Origin of the sequence: Bacillus sp. FSL R12-0074, assembly GCF_038005725.1 — a bacterium.
Lineage (GTDB): Bacteria > Bacillota > Bacilli > Bacillales > Bacillaceae_G > Bacillus_A > Bacillus_A mycoides.
In genome coordinates this window covers 3,461,354-3,481,760 of record NZ_JBBOTR010000001.1, presented here as the reverse complement: position 1 = coordinate 3,481,760, position 20,407 = coordinate 3,461,354, and the positions used below count along the sequence as shown (strand labels likewise).

Annotated in this window: 14 protein-coding genes and 2 pseudogenes; 14 read left to right on the top strand and 2 right to left on the bottom strand. The window is 36.6% G+C overall.

Annotated elements, in window-relative coordinates; translation table 11 throughout:
- Window positions 1-202: 202 nt before the first annotated feature.
- The 6 genes from NSS97_RS18040 (at window position 203) to NSS97_RS18015 (ending at window position 6,722) form a co-directional block, all read left to right on the top strand.
- Window positions 203-481 carry a YhdT family protein gene (locus NSS97_RS18040; RefSeq protein WP_002014357.1) on the top strand — a complete coding sequence of 93 codons (279 nt, stop codon included), beginning with the start codon at window positions 203-205 and terminating at the stop codon, window positions 479-481.
- Window positions 482-484: 3 nt separating this feature from the next.
- Window positions 485-1,918, top strand: coding sequence for a sodium/pantothenate symporter (gene panF, locus NSS97_RS18035; protein ID WP_002087740.1), 1,434 nt, complete (start codon window positions 485-487; stop codon window positions 1,916-1,918).
- 134 nt (window positions 1,919-2,052) lie between these two features.
- On the top strand, window positions 2,053-2,985 hold the full coding sequence (locus tag NSS97_RS18030; RefSeq protein WP_044439956.1) for a nucleoside hydrolase: 933 nt from the start codon (window positions 2,053-2,055) through the stop codon (window positions 2,983-2,985).
- A 117-nt stretch (window positions 2,986-3,102) separates the two neighbouring features.
- Window positions 3,103-4,212 carry a serine hydrolase gene (locus NSS97_RS18025; RefSeq protein WP_002128464.1) on the top strand — a complete coding sequence of 370 codons (1,110 nt, stop codon included), beginning with the start codon at window positions 3,103-3,105 and terminating at the stop codon, window positions 4,210-4,212.
- Window positions 4,213-4,313: 101 nt separating this feature from the next.
- Window positions 4,314-5,822, top strand: coding sequence for an argininosuccinate lyase (gene argH, locus NSS97_RS18020; protein WP_131929138.1), 1,509 nt, complete (start codon window positions 4,314-4,316; stop codon window positions 5,820-5,822).
- Window positions 5,823-5,888: 66 nt separating this feature from the next.
- The gene (locus NSS97_RS18015) at window positions 5,889-6,722 is read left to right on the top strand and encodes a GNAT family N-acetyltransferase (RefSeq protein ID WP_063225719.1); all 834 of its coding nucleotides are present in this window, start codon (window positions 5,889-5,891) and stop codon (window positions 6,720-6,722) included.
- Between the two features lie 35 nt (window positions 6,723-6,757).
- Here NSS97_RS18015 and NSS97_RS18010 read toward each other — a convergent pair whose 3' ends face one another.
- Window positions 6,758-7,507 carry a (S)-benzoin forming benzil reductase gene (locus NSS97_RS18010; RefSeq protein WP_107886530.1) on the bottom strand — a complete coding sequence of 250 codons (750 nt, stop codon included), beginning with the start codon at window positions 7,505-7,507 and terminating at the stop codon, window positions 6,758-6,760.
- A 116-nt stretch (window positions 7,508-7,623) separates the two neighbouring features.
- On the opposite strand from NSS97_RS18010, the gene NSS97_RS18005 reads away from it, so the two are divergent.
- Entirely contained in the window at window positions 7,624-15,096 is a 7,473-nt protein-coding gene (locus NSS97_RS18005; RefSeq protein ID WP_341113683.1) for a DUF7507 domain-containing protein, read from the top strand.
- Between the two features lie 47 nt (window positions 15,097-15,143).
- On the opposite strand, the pseudogene NSS97_RS18000 reads toward NSS97_RS18005, so the two are convergent.
- Window positions 15,144-15,612: pseudogene (locus NSS97_RS18000) on the bottom strand (CatB-related O-acetyltransferase).
- 139 nt (window positions 15,613-15,751) lie between these two features.
- Here NSS97_RS18000 and NSS97_RS17995 point away from each other — a divergent pair.
- The 7 genes and pseudogenes from NSS97_RS17995 (at window position 15,752) to NSS97_RS17965 (ending at window position 20,149) form a co-directional block, all read left to right on the top strand.
- Complete coding sequence (locus tag NSS97_RS17995; protein WP_044439966.1) at window positions 15,752-16,093, top strand: ASCH domain-containing protein; 342 nt, start codon at window positions 15,752-15,754, stop codon at window positions 16,091-16,093.
- Window positions 16,090-16,485, top strand: coding sequence for an NUDIX domain-containing protein (locus tag NSS97_RS17990; RefSeq protein ID WP_107886532.1), 396 nt, complete (start codon window positions 16,090-16,092; stop codon window positions 16,483-16,485). The genes NSS97_RS17995 and NSS97_RS17990 overlap by 4 nt, the downstream gene beginning before the upstream one ends.
- Before the next feature lie 86 nt (window positions 16,486-16,571).
- On the top strand, window positions 16,572-17,192 hold the full coding sequence (locus NSS97_RS17985) for an acetate uptake transporter (RefSeq protein ID WP_000070943.1): 621 nt from the start codon (window positions 16,572-16,574) through the stop codon (window positions 17,190-17,192).
- 143 nt (window positions 17,193-17,335) lie between these two features.
- A complete protein-coding gene (locus NSS97_RS17980) occupies window positions 17,336-17,779 on the top strand; it encodes a flavodoxin (protein WP_001062757.1) in 444 nt (147 codons plus the stop codon).
- Between the two features lie 16 nt (window positions 17,780-17,795).
- Window positions 17,796-18,695: a WD40/YVTN/BNR-like repeat-containing protein gene (locus NSS97_RS17975; protein WP_002087724.1), complete on the top strand. Its 900-nt coding sequence runs from the start codon at window positions 17,796-17,798 to the stop codon at window positions 18,693-18,695.
- Between the two features lie 218 nt (window positions 18,696-18,913).
- Window positions 18,914-19,114 carry a cold shock-like protein CspB gene (gene cspB, locus NSS97_RS17970; RefSeq protein WP_001179147.1) on the top strand — a complete coding sequence of 67 codons (201 nt, stop codon included), beginning with the start codon at window positions 18,914-18,916 and terminating at the stop codon, window positions 19,112-19,114.
- 189 nt (window positions 19,115-19,303) lie between these two features.
- A pseudogene (locus tag NSS97_RS17965) lies at window positions 19,304-20,149 on the top strand (exonuclease).
- Window positions 20,150-20,407: the final 258 nt, after the last annotated feature.

The following is a 20,407-nucleotide window of genomic DNA, read 5'->3' as shown; positions in this document are numbered from 1 at the left end:
GGAACTAGATGAAAAGCCTCTACTTAAAATCATAAATAAAAAATGCTGAAAATTCAAATTTCATTTTCGTTACAATTGTAAAAAATATGTAATGAAACATTGTATTCTATATAATTACAAAAAATCCTGCGCGTTTTTGTTTTCTAGTAGGAAAAACTAGAAAAACAGTGGTACAATTATACATCGTGAGAGGAGGGGGAAAATGAAGAATTATCATGATGATCCGCGCTTTCGAGTTGCCCATAGAGAAGCGTTAATTGGTCTTGGATTAGCTATTATTAATTTTATAATATGGTATGGATTTGCTTATGGGCTTGGAAGTAAGGATCCGAGTGAATATACATATGTATTAGGTTTTCCAGCATGGTTTTTTTATAGCTGTATCGTTGGATTTATCGTAATGGTTATTTTGCTTATTTTAGTTGTTCGTTTTTTATTTCAAGATATTTCACTCGATGAGGAAGAAAAAAGTGAGGAATGATAGATGAATTGGTATGTAATAATCCCAATGATAATTTCTTTTATCGTTGTGTTTTTAATTGGTGTATATGCATCAAGACGTGTACAAGCAACCGCTAATAATAAATTTTTACAAGAATATTTTCTTGGTGGGCGTGAACTTGGTGGCTTATTATTAGCTATGACGATGATTGCTACGTACGGTAGTGCAAGTAGCTTTATCGGCGGGCCTGGTATTGCTTACAATATGGGTCTTGGATGGGTGCTGTTATCAGCGATTCAAGTTGTAACAGGATATATCGTTTTAACGGTTATTGGTAAAAAGTTTGCTATTATCGCTAGAAAGATGGAAGCAATTACGCTTATTGATTATTTAAAGGGCAGATACAATAATAAAGCGGTAGTTGTTCTTTCTGCGTTATGTATTATAATCTTTTTGTTCTCAGCAACAGTAGCCCAGTGGGTTGGCGGCGGACGATTAATTGAGTCGCTAACAGGACTTTCCTACACAACGGCACTATTTTTATTTACATTTTCTGTACTTGTGTATGTGTTAATTGGTGGATTTCGTGCAGTCGCTTTATCAGATACGTTATTAGGAATCATTATGTTAGTCGGAACAACAATCATTTTAATTGCTACTGTCATTGCTGGTGGCGGAGTTGAAAAGATTATGCAGGAACTTATTCAAATTAATCCGAATCTAATAACACCGTTCGGAGCGGATGGAAGTTTAACGAAATCATATGTCACATCATTTTGGATTTTAATTGGGATTGGTGTCGTTGGATTACCGCAAATTAGTGTGCGTGCTATGTCTTATAAAAATTCAAAAGCTATGCACCAAGCATTAATCATTGGAACGGTTGTCGTCGGTACAATTATGATTGGTATGCATTTAACTGGTGTGTTTGCAAGAGTAGTCCTTCCAGGCATAACGGTACCAGATAAAGTAATGCCGCTACTCGCAATGGAAGTGTTGCCACCTTGGTTAGCTGGAGTTTTCTTAGCTGCACCAATGGCAGCGATAATGTCTACTGTGAACTCATTATTATTACTTGTAAGTTCGTCAATTATTAAAGATATATATGTGAACTACATAAATAAAGATGCCGCGGATAGTACGATAAAGAAAGGTAGCCTATTGATTACTGGTATCGTAGGATTACTCGTATATGCTGCCGCTATTAAGCCACCAGACTTTTTAATTTGGTTAAATTTATTTTCTTTCGGTGGTTTAGAAGCAGCGTTCATTTGGCCGATTGTGTTAGGTCTATATTGGAAAAAAGGAAATGCAACTGGAGCTCTCGCATCTATTTTAGTTGGAGTAGGTTCCTATATGTTTATTCACCTTTGCTACCCTAATCCATTCGGTATACATACAGTTGTTTTCCCGATTTGCTTTGCATTTATCTCTTATATAATTGGTAGTATGGTTACGATGAAAAAAGTAGCATAAAAATATAGAAAAACGTAGGAACTTCTAATATGAAGTTCCTACGTTTTTTGTTTATACAAAATTTATCTTTTTCATTCTGTATTCCGTCATGTATTCATAAAGTAATAACAATTGATGGGATGGAGTTGAGGTCTATGAAAAAAATATTATTTTTAGGAGACCCAGGAATTGATGACTCTTTAGCAATTATGTATGGATTATTGCATCCTGATATTGATATTGTTGGAGTAGTAACGGGATATGGGAATGTAACGCAGGAAAAGGCGACGAGTAATGCGGCGTATTTATTGCAAATGGCGGGCCGGGAAGATATACCTGTTATTAATGGAGCGAAAATTCCTTTATCTGGGGAGTTTGTAACATATTATCCGGAAATTCACGGAGCAGATGGCTTAGGACCTATTAAGCCTCCTAAAACTTTTTCTCCCAATATTAAACCTTTTTGTGCATTTTTCGATATCATTGAAAAATATAAAGGAGAACTAATCATTGTTGATGCCGGCAGATCAACAACATTAGCGACGGCCTTTATTTTAGAAAAACCAATGATGAAGTATGTGAAAGAATATTATATAATGGGCGGAGCTTTTTTAATGCCCGGAAATGTTACACCAGTCGCGGAAGCCAATTTTCATGGTGACCCAATTGCATCACAATTAGTTATGCAAAATGCAAAAAATGTGACATTAATACCGCTTAACGTTACATCAGAAGCGATTATTACACCGGAGATGGTGAAATACATTACGAAACATTCTAAAACGAATTTCAAGAAATTAATAGAACCGATTTTCAATTATTATTATAAAGCTTATAAAAATCTGAATCCTAAAATAACAGGGAGCCCAGTGCATGATGTAGTAACGATGATGGTAGCGGCAAATCCATCTATTTTAGATTACGTGTATCGTCGTGTTGATGTAGATACGGTTGGAGTTGCGAAAGGGGAAAGTATCGCTGATTTTCGCCCGCAACCTGAAGCAAAAGCGTTGAAAAATTGGGTTAAAATTGGCTGGTCTTTACATTATAAAAAGTTTCTAGAGGATTTTGTGAAAATTATGACGTAGACATAATAGTAGCATACAAGTTAAAATAATGGAGATGATTGTTTAAATAATCATCTCCATTATTTTGTTTTTAAGAGATAAATAGAGAAGAGTTACACAATAGGAGAGGAATTTTACTTGAAAAAAACTATAGTATGCGCAGTGATTGTGGGTATTTTCGTTTTGCTGATATCAGGTAACTTTTTAGTGAAAAAAGTGTGGAGTTCAAATAATGATGATGCGCAGTACATAGCATCCTTTATTGAAGAACATAAAGATGAAAAGAATAGTGCACTTTTAATAAAAAGAAATGATAAAGTCGTGTATTCTGTAAATCCGGATGTTGTATTGCCAGTTGCTAGTACGATGAAGTTAATTGTGGCGCTTGAATATACGAAACAAGTTACAGAGGGGAAAATCGATCCGTCTAGTTTCGTTTCAATTAATGATGTGAATCGTTATTATGTGCCGGGTACAGATGGTGGTGCACAAGATAGATGGCAAAATTATTTGCAAAAAAAAGAAAAGATAACTGAAGGAGCGGTTTCTTTAGAAGAAGTTGCAAAAGGAATGGTTAAGTTTAGTTCTAATGCAAATACTGAATATTTAATGGAGGTATTAGGATTAGACAATATTAATCGGAATTTACAAAGTTTAGCACTTCCTGCACATCAACCGCTATTTCCGATTGTTTCATCTTTATACATTCCGGGATATTTGCATAAAGAATTACATGTTCCAAAATATAAAATAGAGAAAAAGTTAAAAGAAATGTCTCAAGAGCAATATCGTGAATATGCTATGATTATTCATGAACGCTTAAAAAAGAAGGGACCATTATTACAGAAGGAAATTCCTCTGTATTTAGAGGAACGTTACGACAAAATTTGGTCGGATAGATTGCCAGCTGCTTCCGCTAACGATTATATGGTACTGCTTCAAAAGGCAAATCATCAAGGTGGTCTTACAGAAGCGGAAGAAAAAGTGTGGGCGAATATCGTTGAAACAGATATGAGCGCAAAGAAATATCGTAAAACATTCAGGCATGCTGGACAAAAGAATGGTTATACACCATGGACGGTAACAAAAGCAGTTTATGCAATGGATAAACGCGGAAACTGTACAGAAATTGTTTTCTTGGCAAATAATTTAAATGAAGATGACAGTGCTGAAATACGTAAACATTTAGCAAATCTACACTTTCAAGTGTTGCAAAGTGATAAGTATGATGCGACTTTTATTAAATAAACTCGGTGCTATGAGCGCCGAGTTTATTTTTATGTACAAGCACTTTTTCACCATCCTTGGGTATGATGGGTAGTAACACTTAGGCGAAAGGGGAAAAGGTGATGAAACAGAGTAAAGAAGAGTTTATTAAGAATGAAGGCGCTGATTTCCCTGGGAAAACATATGTAGATTGTGTATTACAGCACGTATTTAATTTTCAGCGTAATTATTTATTAAAAGATATGTTTCAAGTGCATAGGGCACATATTACTATGTTAACTGAAGAGAAGCTAATGAAAAGAGAAGAAGCGAAAGTTATATTAATCGCACTTAAAAAAGTAGAGGGGATTCCAAAGGAGAAGTTGCTATATACAGAGCAACATGAAGATCTTTTTTTCTTAGTTGAACATTTGCTTTCTCAAGAAGCAAAGTGTGAATTTGTAAGTAATATGCATATCGGTAGAAGTAGAAATGATATGGGTGTAACGATGTATCGCATGAGTTTACGGCAATTTGTATTGCGGTTAATGGAACATCATTTATTGCTGCAAGAAAGTATGCTCGAGCTCGCCGGTGAACATATGGAAACAATTATGCCCGCGTATACACATACACAACCGGCGCAACCGACAACATTTGGTCATTATGTTTTGGCAATTTATGATACGATGCAACGAGACTTAGAAAGAATGAAAAAAGCGTATCATCTTTTAAATCATTCTCCAATGGGGGCAGCTGCCCTTTCTACAACAAGCTTCCCAATTAAGAGAAAACGAGTGGCACAGTTACTTGGGTTTACAAATGTAATTGAGAACTCATATGATGCTGTTGCTGGAGCAGATTATTTATTAGAAGTTAGCTCGTTACTAATGGTTATTATGACGAATACGAGTAGATGGATTCATGATTTTTTACTATTAGCGACGAAAGAATATGATGGGATTACTGTAGCGAAGCCATATGTGCAAATAAGTAGTATTATGCCGCAAAAACGAAATCCTGTTTCAATAGAACATGCCCGTGCTATTACGAGTAGTGCTTTAGGGGAAGCATTTACTGTATTTCAAATGATTCATAATACACCATTTGGCGATATTGTCGATACGGAGGATGACTTGCAGCCGTATTTATATAAAGGGATCGAAAAGGCGATTCGTGTTTTTTGTATGATGAACGCAGTTATTCGAACGATGAAAGTAGAAGAGGAAACGTTAAAAAGTCGTTCATATAAACACGCGATTACGATTACAGATTTCGCAGATGTTTTAACAAAAAACTATGAAATACCATTTCGGCATGCACATCATGCAGCAAGTGTGATTGCGAATATGTCATTGGAGCAGAAAAAGGAGTTACATGAATTAAATTTCAAAGACATAAATGTATACTTACAAGAAAATTTGAAATTAAATTTATTAGAAGAAGAGTGGAAAGAAATTATATCACCAGAAGCTTTTATTCAAAAAAGAAATGTATATGGTGGACCGAGTAAAAAAGAGATGGAGCGTATGATTAAAAATCGAAAAGAGTCATTTCAAAAAGAAGAAGAGGTATTTGAAAAGGAAAAACAAAGAATTTTACAAGCTGAAAATGATTTGAATACGTTAGCTTCGAACATTATTAAATCGTAAAAGAAGGATTTAATGAATTAATCGCCAATACTTAATGAAACTATAAATAGAGAGAAGAGATTGTCGATGATTCAATTACATGTATATGAAGAGATTCTTAATTTTACAGAAGAGGTTAAACCATTTTTAGAGAAGAATGAGCAGGAAAATAATCTCATATTAGGTGTATTACAAATGGTCCAGGAGCCGATATTTATAGGAGTAGCAAAACAAGAGGAAGAAATTGCAGCTGTATTTCTTCAAACAGAAGAAAAGAAACAAATAATTGTTGCTACGTCTGAGATTTCGGCAGTAGCTATTAAGGAACTTGCAAAAGAGTTAACGAAAGTATATCCACATATTCCTGGATTGATTGGTAATAAAAAAATCGTACAGAAATTAGCGGAAGAGATTGCAGTGTTAGAGAATAAGAAAACTAATGTTGCAATGGAGCAAGGTATATATGAATTAAAACAAGTAAAGAAAAAGTGGAACGGAGATGGAATCTTTCGAGAAGTAAGTAGTGATGAGCTAACATTAATAGAGCAGTGGATATATCAATTTTGCGAAGATGTGAAGCTTCCTACTACGAAAGAAGAAGCGAAACAAACTGCTCATACATTAATTACTAATCATCGTCTATTTGGTTTGGAAGTAGACGGGAAGATTGTTTCTGTAGCTGCAAAAACGAGACCGACTACAAACAATATAACAGTTAATTTCGTATATACACCGAAAGAAGCTCGGAAAAAAGGGTACGCATCTAGTTGTGTCGCTGCACTTAGTCAACGTATGTTAGATGAAGGCTACAAAACAACGACATTATATACGGACCTGGCAAATCCAACATCAAATAAAATTTATCAAGAAATTGGTTATGAGAAGATTATGGAGTCTGTACTTATATTTTTAGAGAAATAGAATGAAAAGGCACGCTATTATAGCGTGCCTCTTTGTTATTCATCAATTCGAATAACTTCGCCTTGCGGAAAGTCTTCAGTCTCTAATAAGTTACGAATAGCTTTCGCAACATATTCAGGTGACAGTAGCTTTCCTTCTTCTTTTAATGCGGTGAATCGATCTAAGTTAATAAAGTCTTCCTTATTTGTTTCACGAATTTGTGCTTGCATATTTGTATCAACAACACCGGGTGCGAAAGCGACAGTTTTTACAGGATATTCTTTCTCCACTTCTTCAGTAGCTACGCACTGTGTAAACATATTTACACCGGCTTTCGTTGTACAATAAGCTCCCCATCCGAAATAAGGATTTTTTCCTGCTCCAGATGAAATATTTATAATGCGTTTATCTACTTTCCAGTCTTTCGTATGTTTCATGAAAGTGGAAGTAAGGATCATCGGTGCGATTAAATTAATATGAACGTTCGTAATGAATTGTTCACTTTCTGATTTTTCGATGGGTTTTATTGGTGCAACTGTGCCTGCATTATTAATTAAATGAATCGATGAGACATTGTCTTTTTGAATAGATGAAAAGATTTCGTTAAAATGAGTTTCTAAATTATGTACATCTTGAAGATCTATGGAATGGAAAATATAATTGCTGTCGTTTTGCTCTGCGAGTTTTGCAAGCTGTTTATTTTCTCTCCTAGAAATAGAGATAACGGTTGTATTTTCTTCTAACAATTGCACGGCGATTGCCTCACCTAAACCTTGTGAAGTTCCTGTTACGATAACGTAGCGCATAGTGTAGCAAACTCCTCTCATATGTGTGGAATTTTGTTGGACAACGTACATTATATAGTTTGTCTACATTTTATAGTATAGAGCACTTTTTACTATAAATGAAATGAGATGATTGTGTGCCTTTTATGAATCGTTTTACAACAACAGTAACTGGTGCCGTCACGTTCACTGGGAACACGTTGGGACTAAGTCCTACATCACCTGCACCAAACAATAACTTCGGCACGATTGATGTGTTTACAACGATAAATACATCGCTTCAAGTACCTGGATTCCCGGCAGGAACAACGAATGACTGGCCATTAAATTCTTCAAGTGCAATTTTGAACCTTCCAGCAGGGAGTAGTGTTTTATACGCAGAACTAGTATGGGCCGGCACATACCGGACCGATACAGAGGATGTTACAGCATTTTTAAATGATAATATTTCATTTACAACACCAGCAGGAACATTTTCTGTTGCACCAGATCCTGCAACTGCGCAGCAAGGTTCGGTAGGAAACCAGTTTTATTATGCTCGCTCTGCTAATGTAACGAATCTTGTAAGTGCAGGTGGGGCAGGCACATATACAACAGGTGCCGTGCCAGCTGCAAGAACTTCAGCTGATCCAACAATCAGTCGTTCAGCTGGCTGGACGCTTGAGGTAGTTTATCAAAATGCAAGTTTACCACTTCGGAATTTGTCAGTATATGCAGGTCAAGAAATTATCGATGCTTCATCCCCGCCAGTTGATGCTACTATTTCAGGGTTTGCTACTCCGGCAACAGGAGCTGTTACAGGAAGAGTGCTCGTAACTGCTCAAGAAGGTGATTCTAACATTGTTGGAGATCAGCTTCGCTTTGGACCGAATGCAAATGCTACAGTTGCATTATTCGGTCCGAGAAACCCCGCGAATAATTTCTTTCAATCACAAATTTGTAATGATAGTGGCAATCTAGATACGAGCGGCACATTTGGAGATTTGAATCAGCCGTTAGGAATCGCTTTAGCGGTCCGAAGACAAGGGTGGGATATTACGAATGTAGATGCCTCATCTTCTTTAGTAAACAATCAGACGTCAGCAACTGTTCGCTTTGTCACAAATGGAGATGGATACGCTGCAGCTGGTTTTGGTGTTCAAATTGATGCGACAGGTCCAATCATTAATCCTGTTAAATCGGTTAATAGAACAGTTGCAGGGGTAGGGGATACTCTCACCTATACGATTACGGTCCCGAACACAGGAACAGGAAGTGCAGAAAACGTTGTATTACAAGACAGTATTCCGAATGGAACGACGTTTATAGCAGGCAGTGTTACAGTAGGTGGAGTAACTCAGCCGAGCGCCAATCCAGCTAGTGGAATTAATTTAGGAACGATACCGAATAACACGCAAAGAGTTGTTACATTTCAAGTGAGAGTTACGTCATTCCCGAATCCGAATCCAATTTTAAATCGTGCAATGGTGTCATACCAATTCCGTCCTTTTGTTGGAAGTCCTCCTATCACAAGTACAGCTTCTTCAAATACAGTACAGACGACGGTAAATCGCGCAAATGTAAGTTTGCAAAAATCTGTAGATTTACAGACGGCAACACTTAATGATGTATTAACGTACACAGTTAATGTGACGAATAATGGGAATGTCGCTGCAAATAATGTGATTTTTGTTGATAGTATACCCGCAGGAACAACATTTGTCGCAAATAGTGTTACGGTAAATGGAGTAGCACGTCCAGGAGCGAATCCATCAAGTAGTATTAATCTTGGAAGTATTAATGCTTCACAAACGACTGTAGTGCGCTTTCAAGTTCGAGTAACATCTAATCCTCTTGTAAATCCAATTCCGAACCGTGCAAGTGTGACATTTAACTTTACTCCAGTGCCTGGCCAACAACCAATTTCAGGTCAAGCGACAAGTAATACTGTATTTACTACTATTAATATAGCTGATATAAGAACGAGAAAAACAGTGGATAGAGCTTTTGCGACAGTTAATGACGTTCTTACGTACACCGTTACAATTGAAAATACAGGAAATGTACTTGCGACAAATGTTATTTTTCAAGATCCGATCCCAACTGGAACGACTTTTATTCCAAATAGTGTGACTGTAGATGGGGTTTCACAGCCTGGAGCAAATCCTGCGACTGGGTTTACAGTAGCGAATATATCTCCAGGTGGAAGTAGGACAGTGACTTTTCAAGTACGAGTCACATCTACGCCATCGGGAGGGACGATTGCGAATCGTGGAAATGTATCGGCTAATTTCGTCGTTATTCCGAATCAGCCGCCAGTAACGATTAATAGACAAACGAATACAGTTGTAACACAAGTTAATACAGGTGGTTTAAATGTAATAAAGGAAGTGAATACAACGCAAGCGGCAGTAGGGGACACTTTAACATACACGATTGCCGTCCAAAATACAGGAAACGTTCCGTTAACAAATGTGTTTTTCCAAGACACTATTTCTTCCGCTGTTTCATTTGTTGCAAATACTGTAACGATTAATGGAGTACCGCAAAGTGGATTGAATCCGAATACAGGATTTTCTCTTCCAAATATTCCTGCGGCTCAAACCGTTGTAGTCACATTTGACGTATTAATTGTACAGGATCCAGAAAATGAAGATATTTTAAATCAAGCAAATGTAACAGCAAGTTTTCAAGTGAATCCGAGCGAACCGCCAGTAACAATCAATGTTCCTAGTAACATTGTGAATACAACTGTACAATCAGGGAATTTTGAAGTTGTGAAAGCAGTGAATACGGATGTTGCAACGGTAGGGGATGTTTTAGTATATACAATCGAAGTCATAAATGCAGGTAGTGTACCAGCTACAAATGTATTTTTCCAAGATTCAATTCCACAAGGGACATTATTTATTGAAAACAGTGTATTTGTTAATGGTGTTTTACAAGAAGGGGCAGATCCAGAACTTGGATTCCCATTAAATAATTTGCCTACTGGCGCGAGTGTAATTGTTACGTTTGAAGTATTAATTGATGAAATTCCCCAAGGAAATAATGTTGTAAATAATGCGAATGTAACTGGAGATTTCCTTGTAAATCCAACAGAGCCACCGATTACTGTAACAATACCAAGTAATACTGTTATGACAGTCGTGAATTCTTCAGGGTTAAATGTAATGAAAAGTGTAAGCGCTACTGAAGCAGGTGTAGGAGATACGTTAACGTATACAGTTCGTATACAAAATAGTGGAACAGTAGCAGCAACAAATGTATCATTCCTCGATCCTATTCCATCTGGAACAACGTTTGTAGCAAATAGTGTAACAATAAACGGGATATCTCAACCCGGTTTAAACCCAACAACGGGATTTCCACTTGCTAATATTCCAGTAGGAGGGATGGTAACAGTTACTTTTCAAGTGACGATCACGAGTGTACCACCAAATAGAGTTCTTCCGAATAATGCGAATGTAACTGCGGATTTCCAAGTAAGTCCTCTCCAGCCACCAATTACAATTGTAACGATTAGTAATATTGTTGTGACGCGAGTGAATGTAGGATCACTTAATGTAATGAAGAGTGTAAATACACCACAAGCAGGAGTAGGAGATACGTTAACGTATACGATTCTTATTCAAAATACAGGAACTGTTCCTGCAACGAATATTATTTTTCAGGATCCAATTCCGTCTGGTACTGCGTTTGTAGCAAATAGTGTGACAATAAACGGAGTCGTACAGCAAGGCGCGGATCCTATGGCAGGTTTCCCAGTACCAAATATTCCGGTCGGGCAAACGGCTACGATTACGTTTCAAGTTACAGTGACAAGCGTTCCGAGCGGTGGAAATATAAGAAACCAATCGAACGTTACTGCAAGTTTTCTTATAAATCCGGCAGGACCTCCTATAACGACTGTTACGAATAGTAATTTTGTAGTGACACAGGTAAATACGGCACAGTTAAATATACAAAAATCTTCATCTGTACAACAAGCTGCACTTGGAGAAACTTACACGTATTCTGTTGTCATTAGAAATAATGGAACGGTAACAGCGATGAATGTTTCTTTCCTTGATCCAATTGCTCCAGAAACAACATTTGTAGCAAATAGTGTAGTAATAAATGGAACACCTCAACCTGGATTTGATCCAAATATAGGTTTTACGCTTCCTAATATTGCTGCTGGAACATCATTGACTGTAACGTTCCAAGTAACAGTAGTTGCGCCATCCACGCGCGGAGCCGTACTAAACACCGCATCTGCAACAGCCACTTTTTTATTAAATCCTTTACAGCCCCCTGTAACAACGACGAATACAAGTAATACGACAGTAGTTACGATACCGTTACCTCCTCCTGGTGAAGTAACAGCAACAAAAACAGTTGACGTTGCAACTGGAGCGGTTGGGGATGTATTAACGTATACCGTGCTAATTTCAAACGTAGGAATTATACCTGTTACAGATGTGTTCTTCCAAGATGTCATACCAGAAGGAACGACATTTGTAGAAGATAGTGTAACGATAGGTGGGGTGCAGCAACTTGGTTTAAATCCAGAAATAGGATTTACAGTTACCCCATTATTAATTAATGGTGGAAGTATTGAGGTAACGTTCCAAGTGACGATTACAGAAATTCCAGATAATGAAGTCATATTAAATGATGCAGACGTTACATTTACTTCACAACCAAATCCTCAGGAACCACCGATTACGGAAACGATATTAACGAATTTAGTCGTTACGACAATTAATATAGCTTCGATTTTCCCATTAAAATTAGTAGATAAAGAAGTAGCCACTGTAGGAGAAATTTTAACGTATGATGTATTAATCTTTAATTTCGGCACAGTGGCAGCGACCAATGTTGAATTTATCGATACTACTTCCGCCGGTGTAGCATTTGTACCGGGAAGTGTGAGCATAAACGGGGTGCCGGCACCAGGATTAGATCCGTTCATAGGCTTTACAGTTCCAGATATACCTGTAGATGATTTTGTACTTGTCACATACCAAGAGATGGTAACGAGCATACCTCAAGGTGGAACAGTAGTTAACTTTGTGGATGTTACGGCTACATTTGCTGTAAGTGAAACAGAGCCGCCTATAACTGAAACAACGACAAGTAACACGACATTAACGAAAATAAATGAATCTGGTTTGAATGTTTTAAAATCAGTAAGTCAGCCGGTTGTTGCAGTAGGAGATACAATCACATATACAACAGTAGTTCAAAATACGGGAACGGTGACAGCGACGAATGTTCAATATAGTGATGTATTACCTTCCTCTATAACATTCATACCGAACAGTGTAACGATAGACGGTGTGTTACAACCTGGATTCAATCCTAATAATGGATTCTCGCTTCCAGATATAAATCCAGGGGAAAGTGTAGAAGTCACATTCCAAGTAACAGTTGTCAGTGTTCCATCAAATGGAACGATTGCCAATACGGCAAATGTGACTGGAAGCTTTATATTAGTACCAGGAGAACCACCAGTTATAGTAAACCAACCAAGCAATACAACACTCACAACTGTAAATAGAGGACGATTTAATGTTATAAAACAGGTGAACAGGGCTGCGACTCTCGTTGGCGATGTATTAACGTATACAGTGCAAATAACGAATACGGGAACAGTAACAGCTAACAATGTTCAGTTTATTGATACGATTTCAGCAGGAGCGTCACTTGTCCCAAATAGTGTAACGGTAAATGGAACTCCGCAACCTGGTTTGAATCCGATTACTGGGTTTGGAATTGGCGATATACTTGTTGGCAATACGACTATAGTGACGTTCCAAGCGACAGTGACAAATATTCCATCTTCAGGAACGATAACGAATGTTGCAAATATAACAGGAAGTTTTACTTTAGTACCAGGAGAACCACCAGTTGTAGTAACAGAGCCGAGTAATACGACAATAACAAGGGTAAATAGAGGGCGATTCAATGTTATAAAAACTGTCAACAAACAGGCGACACGATTAGGAGATACGTTAACGTATAGTGTGCAAGTTACAAATACAGGAACGGTAACAGCGACAAATGTGCAATTTATTGACGTTCCATCACCTAGTTTAGAATTCGTTCCAGGGAGTGTACAGATAAATGGGATTCCGCAAGTAGGTTTAGATCCTTTTGTAGGCTTTTCATTACCGGATCTCCCAGTAGGAGCTAGTGTACTCATAACGTTTAAAGTAACTGTAATCTCAATCCCGCCTTCTAATAGCATTATGAATTCGGCGAGTGTAACGGGTAGTTTTGAACTTATTCCAGGAGAACCACCGTTTACAATTACGAGTTCGAGTAATACGACAGTAACTCCAGTAAATAGAGGTAGTTTAGATATGCTAAAAGAAGTAGATCATCCAATTGTTGGAGTAGGAGAAACGGTAACGTATACTGTTCGTATATTAAATACTGGTACGGCTGATGCGATGAATGTTCAATTTATAGACGTGTTATCTCAGGAAGCTGATTTTGTCCCAAATAGTGTAACGATAAATGGAATACCACAGCCGGGGTTAAATCCACAGATTGGATTTACGATACCAGATATCCCAGTCGGTGAAACGGCGATTGTAACATATGAAGCTACAATTACAAGTTTTCCTGATGGTAGTACGGTAGTGAACGTTGCTGGAGCGTTAGCTGAGTATATTTTAGTACCAGGAGAGCCGCCAGTTACAGTAATGGACACGAGTAATACTGTGATTGTAACGGTAAATACTGCAATTTTATTTGTTGCAAAAGGAGCAAACTTTGAAGTAGCGATGGTAGGAGATGTTGTCACTTACGGAATTGCTGTTATAAATGATAGTACAGTTCCTGTGACGAATATTGCTTTAACGGATATCATTGATCCGAATACGTTATTTATAAATGGCACGGTAACAGTAAATGATGTACCTTTTCCATTTGCTAATCCGAATACTGGTATTCCGTTAGGTGATTTTCAACCAAATGATGCAGCAATTATTAATTTCCAAGTTGTAATAACAGGAGGGCAAATAAATAACTTAGTTACAAATACAGCGACAGCGAGTGGGTTTGCAACTGTGAATCCAAATGAACCGCCTGTAGTAGTTGAAGGCGATAGCAATACAGTTGTTATCCCGTTTATTCCTCAGAATGTTTCAACGACTGTTGTAAAAGTGACAGATCATCAAACAGCAACAATTGGAGATGTTATTACGTTTACGACAGTTATTACAAATACGGGAGATACAGCGATACAAAATATTCGTTTTCAAGATATGTTAGATAGTAGTGTTCAATTTGTTCCTGGAAGTGTAACTGTTGATAATACGCCAGTGCCAAATGTAAGCCCAGTATCAGGGTTTCTTATAGGAAGTTTAAATCCAGGTGAAGCACGGACAGTTTCGTTCCAAGTAACAGTTCAGAGTGCACCAAGTGGTTCAGGAAATTATATTAATCAAGCGAGTATTCGCTTCGAACATCAAGTAGGCACAGTATTGCCACCTGTTACACAAATAATAGATAGTAACATAGTTGTCATTCCATTCGTTCCAACGATAGAACAAATTTGTGAAACAAACTTTAATTGTTTAGACAAAATTCCATTTCACTGTTCTCCGTGTAATCAGTTGCGAATAAATAAAAAATAAACACAAAAAGAGCATCCTGAAAGAATAGGATGCTCTTTTTGTTTAGATCAAGTAGCTTCTTCTTCGGGAGAAGTGAAAAATTCGTTGACTTTGTTGGAGAGTAGAAATGGAATAGCTCCTTTTATAACGGAAATGTCCCAGTCCCACCATGCAAGGTTTTCTAGTTTTTCAATGATTTCTTGCGGGAAACGATATCGAACTAGTTTGGCAGGATTACCAGCGACGATTGCATATGGAGGTACGTCTTTTGTAACAACACTCTTGGCCCCGATAATGGCCCCGTTACCAAATGTGTGCTCCTTCTTCGAAGAGGACATTAAATGGATAAGTTGTTATCCAATCAGCACGATGTTCACCGCCAAGTACGAAAACGACTTCTTCTCCTAATGAACAAAACTTACCTATTTTTAATTTTGTTTCATCATTCCAAGAAAAAATAATAGGGCCTACTTTACTGTAAGTATAATCACCGATATCATATTTATTATATTCAGGTTTTTGATTTAAATATAACATACCAATTTTAACATCCTCTCTAAAGAAAGTAATGGATATGGAACATTATATGCAAGGTGAAGTAAGGCGAACTATGTTGTATGAAATGGTAATGTGCAAAAATGTTAGTAGGCAAGATGAATAAAAGGGAGTGAAATGTATGAGATACGAAATGGGATTATATAATAAACCTTTTCAGTCGATTCAATTAGGAAAAAAAGTATATGAAGTACGCTTATACGATAAAAAACGTCAACTTATAAAACAAGACGATGAAATTGTATTTACGAACCTTACGACAGCAGAAACGATGGCTGTAAAAGTAACGGAGATAAAACGATACGAAAGCTTTAAAGCAATGTACGAACAAATTGATAAAAAATTATTTGATTGTGAAGAACTTAGTGTAAAAGAAATGTTAGAAAGTACATACGGAATATATACGAAAGAACAAGAAAAAGAATGGGGAACAGTTGCGATTGGTGTTGAGGTAATAAAGTGAGAAGAAATCGCGGTGTAGCTATAATTATACAAGGTGGTAAAATCGCTCTTATAAAACGTGTTCGAGAAGGTGAGATGTATTTTGTTTTTCCAGGCGGGGGAATTGAAGAAGGAGAAACGCCTGAAGAAGCAACGAAGCGAGAGGTTTATGAAGAATTAGGGGTACATATACAAGTGGAGCATCTGATTACAAAGGTGGAGTATAAAGGTACGGAGTATTATTATAATGCCCATATTATAGGTGGAGTTTTCGGAAGTGGTAAAGGCGAGGAGTTCGAGCTGAAAGATAGAGGGAGTTATATTCCTTTATGGATGCCGGTAAATGAGTTGCCAAATTTAAATGTAAAACCTTATGATGTGGCCAAATGTGTATTTGATTATTATGGAATATAAGGTCTGACAACATACAAAAAAAAACATTGACATAGCCTTCTGATTTAAGTATTGTATTCGAGTATGTTTATAATCAGGAGGTTTATATGAGCAATCAAACTACTACACATCATGTGAAAATGACAACAGCAGATCCATCTGGAATCGGTCTATTTGGATTAGCGATGGTAACACTTGTAGCATCATCTCAAAAGTTAGGCTTAACAGATGGCGTTTCACTTGTATTACCATGGGCAATCTTTTTAGGAGGATTTGCACAAATCTTTGCATGCATTCACGATGCAAAGCATAACAATACGTTTGGTACAACAGCATTTGGTGCGTACGGCCTATTTTGGTTAGGTGTTGGAATGACTTGGTTAATTCAACTTGGAGTATTTGGCGAAAAATTAGCCCAAACTGCAGATTCAAAACAGCTCGGTGTAGCCTTTATCGGATACTTGATTTTCACGATCTTTATGACAATTGGTGCAATGGAAACACATAAAGTATTATTTATGATTTTCGTCCTTATTGATTTCTTATTTATCGGTCTTTCATTAAGTACTTTAGGTGTTATGCCGCACGCAATGCATAATTTAGCAGCGTATTCTGAACTATGTATTTCATTATTATCTTTCTATGGTTCAGCAGCAGCTGTGTTAAATACACACTTCGGAAAAGTTGTATTACCAGTTGGAAAACCCTTTGGTATTTTTAAAAAGTAATAAAAAAGAACAGATGATTGTATAGTCATCTGTTCTTTTTTTTTATGGAATAAAATAAAATAGCAAAAAATATAATTGAAATTGATTCTCATTATTAATATAATGAGAATGAGAATCATTTATTGTAAGAGGGGGATGCCAAAGTGGCGAAAATTTTAATAGCGTATGCAAGTATGTCAGGGAATACAGAGAGTATTGCTGATTTAATTAAAGTAAGTTTAGATGCCTTTGATCATGAAGTAGTATTACAAGAGATGGAAGGTATGGATGCTGAAGAATTATTAGCTTATGATGGAATCATTTTAGGATCTTATACGTGGGGTGATGGTGAATTACCATTTGAAGCGGAAGATTTCCATGATGAGTTAGAAAATATAGATTTGACGGGTAAAAAAGTGGCTGTTTTTGGATCAGGTGATACGGCGTATGAACTGTTTTGTGAAGCGGTAACGATATTTGAAGAACGTCTTGTAAAATGCGGGGCAGAACTTGTACAAGAAGGATTGAAAATTGAATTAGCTCCAGAAGATAAAGAAGACGTTGAAAAATGCAGTGATTTTGCAATTGCTTTTGCCGAGAAGTTCTAGGAACGGGAGTGTCAACGTGGAAACAATGTTAAGTGCAACTGCTATTACAAAGTTAAGAGATGGAAAGCTTTTGTTAGCTACTACATATAATGGTTTATTCATTGAAAAAGATGGAGAATGGAAACAGGCTTTAACTGGTTTCCAAAAACGAATTCGAGATTTACATAGTGAAGGTAACGTAGTTTACGGAGTAGGAGACGAAGGAGTTTTTATTCGTAGTATGAATGGTGGAGAAACGTGGACGATCCAGCGCTTTCCAACGAAAGCAACGAGCTGGAATGTATGTAGTAATGAGAATGGAACAGTAATTGCTCATGGAGATAAAACACTGTATCATTCTAATAATTTTGGTTCCACATGGGAGACTATTCAGCCATTTCTTAATTACGGTAGTGAGGCACCATCTATTCGATCATTATTTTTATATAAACATTACTTATTTATCGGTACGAAAATACATACTAAATATGGTGGTGTTTGGCTTTTTGATTTAGAGACACGTAAATTAAAAAGGATTAAAATAGCGATGAATCAGATGATTTCTGCGTTGACTATACATAATTCCTATTTAGTAGCGGCAAGTGGATCGTGCAAGGGGATTAGCGGAAATATTTCTTTTTGCAGAATAAATGAGAGTATCGAAAGTGATAAAATAGGTTGGCATACATGTCAAAGTGAACAAAAAGCGAGTAGTTATTTAGATTTAAGTGTGGATCAACATGTGTTATATACAACGTCAACGCAAAATAAGGCGGGAATTAGCACTGTTTGCCGTGTGCTTCTTGAAGAAGGAATTGTTACAGTATGTGATTCGGTTAAAGGGCATGGTTGGCGCATTGTTAATGAAAAAGAAGGCTATGTTGTAGCTGGATCAGGTGAATTAAAAACGATGCAGTGGAAAAAAAAAGCTGTATAACTTTAAAAAAACTTTACTTTTATTATATTGGTATGATATAGTTACTTTAAACCATTTTACTTTTAATAATATAGAGATTTAAATGAGCTGTAACTTCCGAGGAGGATAGCAATGTTAAATCTCCTCTGGGGTTGCAGTTTTTTAATATATGATGTATTATTGTAAAGTGGTTGAAAATGAATATGTACATATAGGTACATTGTAGGAGGATTTTTTAAATGCAAAACGGTAAAGTAAAATGGTTTAACGCAGAAAAAGGTTTCGGTTTCATCGAGGTTGAAGGCGGAGAAGACGTATTCGTTCATTTCTCAGCTATCCAAGGCGACGGCTTCAAATCTTTAGAAGAAGGTCAAGAAGTTACTTTCGAAGTAGAACAAGGTAACCGTGGACCTCAAGCTACAAACGTAAACAAGAAGTAATTATGAAAAAAAGAAGGGCTTGCCCTTCTTTTTTTTTGCGTTTTTATTGAATATCCTCCTATGTACATGTAATAATAAGACTGAATTTTTGATTTTTATGCGAAGTTTTTCATGCATAAAGTGCATTAATATATAAATACTGAAAATAAAGTATGTGTGTGAAAAGGAATTTAGAAAGAGGTAAATAAATTGAAAAACGCTACACACTTCATTGTGTTTGATATTGAAAGGAATTTTAGGCCGTATAAATCAGAAGATCCGTCAGAAATAGTTGATATTTGAGCTGTAAAAATAGATGTGAGTACAATGAAGGTTATTGGAGAATTTTCAGAGTTAGTAAAACCAAGTGCCCCATTAACTCGTCATACAACAAAATTAACTGGAATTACAAAGAAAGATTTAATAGGTGTAGGGAATTTCCCTCAAATTATAGAGAAATTTATTCAGTTCATCGGAGAAGATTCTATATTTGTTTCATGGGGAAAAGAAGATTACCGTTTTCTATCTCAAGATTGTACATTATACGGTGTAGAATGCCCATGTATGGAAAAAGAGAGCAGATTTGATGTGCAAAAATTTGTTTTTCAGGCGTATGAAGAATTATTTGAGCATACACCAAGTTTACAATTTGCAGTGGATCAGCTCGGCTTAACGTGGGAAGGGAAGCAGCACCGGGCTTTAGCAGATGCTGAGAATACAGCAAATATCTTTCTGAAAGTATATGGCGAGAGAGATATTAACAAGCGATACAAGAGACATGGTGAGCTTGAACTTGTAAAGAACGGAAAACTAACAGAAAAAGCGAAAAAAAGGATGCGGAAATGGGTGTTTAAAGAACTGAGAAAAAATACAGAGCGTCCTTTTGTATGGAGTGCATTTGAAAGTAGTGACACGTGGGAAAGTATAACGGAAAGATATTATATAAGTAAATCCGCAGTAGAACTTCTGAAAAAACACTTTCCTACTGCGGTGAGAAAAGCGGAGCGGCAGCTTAGCTATTTGGCTGTGATGGAAAAAGTAGTAGAAGAAAGTTAGTAATAAAATTTATTTTATTCATATGTACAACTAGACTTCAGGATTAAGTTGCTGAAGTTTAGTTGGAAAATTCACGGCTTGTCCTGTATTGTTAATGGAATATTTTGTTGTTTTTAGTACGGATATACATAGAAAAGAGTGTAGTTTAATGGAAGCAATCTTTAACATTTTAACTGTTTTAGTTTTTTTGATAATATTTACCACACTATTTGCATTAATTACACTTCCTTTCATAGCAAAGAAGAAGAATTGGAAAAA

What these genes read in the sequence shown, in the direction of transcription:
- NSS97_RS18030 (WP_044439956.1), top strand. Translation starts at nt 2,053, where the DNA reads ATGAAAAAAATATTATTTTTAGGAGACCCAGGAATTGATGACTCTTTA.
- NSS97_RS18040 (WP_002014357.1), top strand. Translation starts at nt 203, where the DNA reads ATGAAGAATTATCATGATGATCCGCGCTTTCGAGTTGCCCATAGAGAA.
- NSS97_RS17985 (WP_000070943.1), top strand. Translation starts at nt 16,572, where the DNA reads ATGAGCAATCAAACTACTACACATCATGTGAAAATGACAACAGCAGAT.
- cspB (WP_001179147.1), top strand. Translation starts at nt 18,914, where the DNA reads ATGCAAAACGGTAAAGTAAAATGGTTTAACGCAGAAAAAGGTTTCGGT.
- panF (WP_002087740.1), top strand. Translation starts at nt 485, where the DNA reads ATGAATTGGTATGTAATAATCCCAATGATAATTTCTTTTATCGTTGTG.
- argH (WP_131929138.1), top strand. Translation starts at nt 4,314, where the DNA reads ATGAAACAGAGTAAAGAAGAGTTTATTAAGAATGAAGGCGCTGATTTC.
- NSS97_RS18015 (WP_063225719.1), top strand. Translation starts at nt 5,889, where the DNA reads ATGATTCAATTACATGTATATGAAGAGATTCTTAATTTTACAGAAGAG.
- NSS97_RS17995 (WP_044439966.1), top strand. Translation starts at nt 15,752, where the DNA reads ATGAGATACGAAATGGGATTATATAATAAACCTTTTCAGTCGATTCAA.
- NSS97_RS18010 (WP_107886530.1), bottom strand. Translation starts at nt 7,507, where the DNA reads ATGCGCTACGTTATCGTAACAGGAACTTCACAAGGTTTAGGTGAGGCA.